3 protein-coding genes are annotated in these 3,490 nt (G+C 67.7%); all 3 read left to right on the top strand.

The genetic code is table 11. From position 1 onward, the window contains the following. Positions 1-141 precede the first annotated feature (141 nt). Positions 142-1,431: an adenylosuccinate synthase gene (locus tag B2284_RS00310; RefSeq protein ID WP_074045690.1), complete on the top strand. Its 1,290-nt coding sequence runs from the start codon at positions 142-144 to the stop codon at positions 1,429-1,431. Positions 1,432-1,551: 120 nt separating this feature from the next. After that, positions 1,552-2,061, top strand: a complete 510-nt coding sequence (locus B2284_RS00315; protein WP_115296980.1) for a DUF402 domain-containing protein — start codon at positions 1,552-1,554, stop codon at positions 2,059-2,061. Between the two features lie 117 nt (positions 2,062-2,178). After that, the coding region (gene lysS, locus B2284_RS00320) for a lysine--tRNA ligase (protein ID WP_286697068.1) at positions 2,179-3,490 on the top strand (1,312 nt) is incomplete at its 3' end.

Consider the following 3,490-nt stretch of genomic DNA (forward strand, 5'->3'; position numbering starts at 1 on the left):
GCGACGGATGCGTGCCAGCGGGTAACCTTGGGCGGTAAGAGTTGACGCCCGGTTCGTCGCTCGAGGCCGCCGCGCGCCGGGGGTCGAGCGTGGCGGGGGAGCGGCGTCAGCCCACCAGCTACGCAAAGGCAGTTGATACCGATGCCGGCAATCGTTCTCGTCGGCGCCCAGTGGGGCGACGAAGGCAAGGGCAAGGCCACCGACCTTCTCGGAAGCCGAATCGACCACGTCGTGAAGTTCAACGGCGGCAACAACGCCGGGCACACAGTCGTCATCGACGGTGAGAAGTACGCGCTGCACCTGCTGCCGTCTGGCATCCTGACGCCGGGTGTCACGCCCGTCATCGCGAACGGTGTCGTCGTCGACCTCGGCGTGCTGTTCGAGGAGATCGACGCCCTCGAGGCGCGTGGTCTCGACACGAGCAAGCTCGTCATCTCCTCGAACGCGCACCTCATCCCGCGCTACAACAAGGTGATCGACCAGGTCTCAGAGCGCTTCCTCGGCAACCGCAAGATCGGCACGACCGGGCGCGGCATCGGCCCGACGTACGCCGACAAGATGAACCGCATCGGCATCCGCGTGCAGGACCTATTCGACGAGTCGATCCTGCGGCAGAAGGTCGAGGCGGCGCTCGAGACGAAGAACCAGCTGCTCGTGAAGACGTACAACCGTCGCGCGATCGAGGTCGACGAGGTCGTCGAGGATCTGCTGCAGTACGTCGAGCGGCTGCGCCCGATGGTGAAGGACACGTCGCTGCTGCTGAGCAAGGCGCTCGACGCCGACGAGGTCGTGCTGTGCGAGGCCGGTCAGGCGACGCTGCTCGACGTCGACCACGGCACCTACCCGTACGTGACGAGTTCGAACGCGATCTCGGCGGGCGCCTGCACCGGTGCGGGCATCCCGCCGACGCGCATCGACCGCGTCATCGCCATCCTCAAGGCGTTCACGACGCGTGTCGGTGAGGGCCCGTTCCCGACGGAGTTGCACGACGAGGTCGGCGACCGCCTGCGCGAGATCGGCGGCGAGTTCGGCACGACGACGGGGCGCCCGCGCCGCATCGGTTGGCTCGACACCGTCATCGGGCGTTATGCAACGCGCGTCAACGGCGTCACCGACTTCGTCATCACCAAGCTCGACAACCTCGACACCTTCGACGAGATCCCGGTCTGCGTCGCGTACGACATCGACGGCGAGCGCGTCGAGGAGATGCCGGAGAACCAGACCGACTTCCACCACGCGAAGCCGATCTACGAGATGCTGCCGGGTTGGAACGCCGACATCACCGGTTGCCGCACGTTCGAGGACCTGCCCGAGAACGCGCAGCGCTACATCGAGTTCGTCGAGAGGCAGATCGGCGCGCGCGTCAGCGTCATCGGCGTCGGCCCGGGGCGTGACGAAGTCATCGTGCGTCACGATCTCCTGAACGACTGACGCTCTCATCCCTCGCCGCAGGGGTCGACTCGCTGACGAGTCGGCCCCTGCGGCCCCTGCGGCCGCTGCGGCGCGTTCGTGTGCGTCCTGGCGTCGGCGGGCCGCCGGTAGGCTGAGTGTGTGGCGAGGGAAGCGATCCGACTGCAGTTCGGCAAGTACAACGGTGACGAGCACTGGGGGTTCGACGCCGTCGTGCTGGGTCGTGATGCGCAGGGGCTGTGGCTCGGGGTGACGGGTGGCACTCGTGTGGCACGACCCGGGCTCGAGTTCGCAGCGCACGGCGACTTCGTCGTCCTCGTTCCCGACGACGCCTGGTGGGTGGCCACCTTCAACACCGCTCCGGGCGGCAAGGACCATGACATCGACGTCTACGTCGACATCACGACGCCGACGACCGTCAACCAGGGTGAGGCGTTCACGCTCGACCTCGACCTCGACGTCGTCAAGCGCACGAACGGCGACCTCGACCTCGACGACGAGGACGAGTTCGAGCGGCACGCCCGCGAGATGAGCTACCCGCCGCGGCTCGTGACGGCGGCGCGTGACGCTGCCGACACTGTCATGGCGATGGTGCGTGACGGCGCCGCACCGTTCGACGGTTCGCACGAGACGTGGCTCGCGAAGCTCTGACGAGGCGCCGTCTGTTTCGGTTCACGGCCAGCTCGTCCGCCATCCTGCCGATGTCAGCGCGAAGAGCCCCCTGCGGGCGCGTCAGAACCACCCTGACCGGGCGCCTAAAATGAACCCATGACGACTGTGTTGCCTCCTGACGCCGACTGGGTTTCGCGACTTGCCGACGAGACGATCGCCGAAGCCGAGAAGCGTGGCACGAAGGTCGTCGTCGCCTCCGGCATCAGCCCCTCGGGCCCGGTGCACCTGGGCAACCTGCGCGAGGTCATGACGCCGCACCTCGTCGCCGACGAGATCCGTCGCCGCGGCATCGCGTGCGAGCACATCATCAGTTGGGACGACTTCGACCGCTACCGCAAGGTGCCGAACGTCGAGGGCGTCGACGCCTCGTACGAGCAGTACATCGGCATGCCGCTGACGCGCGTGCCCGCGCCGAAGGGCAGTTCGGCGAGCAGCTGGGCCGAGCACTTCCGCGCCCAGTTCGAGGAGGGCCTCGCCGCGCTCGGCGTCGTCTACCGAGGCATCAGCCAGAGCGAACAGTACGGCGCGGGCGTCTACACGGATCAGATCCTCTTCGCGATGAGCAAGCGCGACGAGCTCGACGCCATCCTCGCGCGCTACCGCACCCTGCCGAAGCCTGACGGCGACGCCGCCGGCAGCGGCAAGCCCGTCAAGGGCGGCAAGAAGGCGCCCGTGTTGTCCGAGGAGGAGCAGGCGGCAGCCGCCGAGGCGGAGGCCGGTTCCGGGGCGGCAGCCGAGGACGACGGCGGCAGCGCGTCCGGTTACTACCCGTACAAGCCGTACTGCTCGGCGTGCGGCACCGACTTCACCACCGTCACCGCCTATGACGACGCCACGCACGACCTCACGTACACGTGCCGCTGCGGGCACACCGAGACCGTCGACCTGCGTGAGCACCGCAACGGCAAGCTCGTGTGGAAGATCGACTGGCCGATGCGCTGGTCGGTCGAGAAGGTCGTCTTCGAGCCGTCGGGCGTCGATCACCAGAGCCCCGGTTCGAGCTTCGTCGTCGGCAAGGACGTCGCTCCGATCTTCGGGTGGGAGCGCCCGCTCGGCCCGATGTATGCGTTCGTCGGCATCAAGGGCATGGCGAAGATGAGCTCGAGCAAGGGTGGCGTGCCGACCCCGAAGGACGCGCTCGGCATCATGGAACCGGCCCTGCTGCGCTGGCTTTACGCGCGCAAGAAGCCTAACCAGAGCTTCACCGTCGCGTTCGACTCCGACGTGCAGCGCATGTACGACGAGTGGGACGCGCTCGTCGTGAAGGTCGCCGCCCACAAGGGCCAGCCCGGTGACGTCGCCGCCTACGTGCGCGCGTCGACGACGGCTGAAAAGGTGCTGCCCGCGACCGAGTACCCGGTCGCCTACCGCACCCTTGCGAGCATCATCGACATCACGACGGGTGACG

The sequence above is a fragment of the Dermacoccus sp. UBA1591 genome, assembly GCF_002322065.1.
GTDB lineage: Bacteria > Actinomycetota > Actinomycetes > Actinomycetales > Dermatophilaceae > Dermacoccus > Dermacoccus nishinomiyaensis.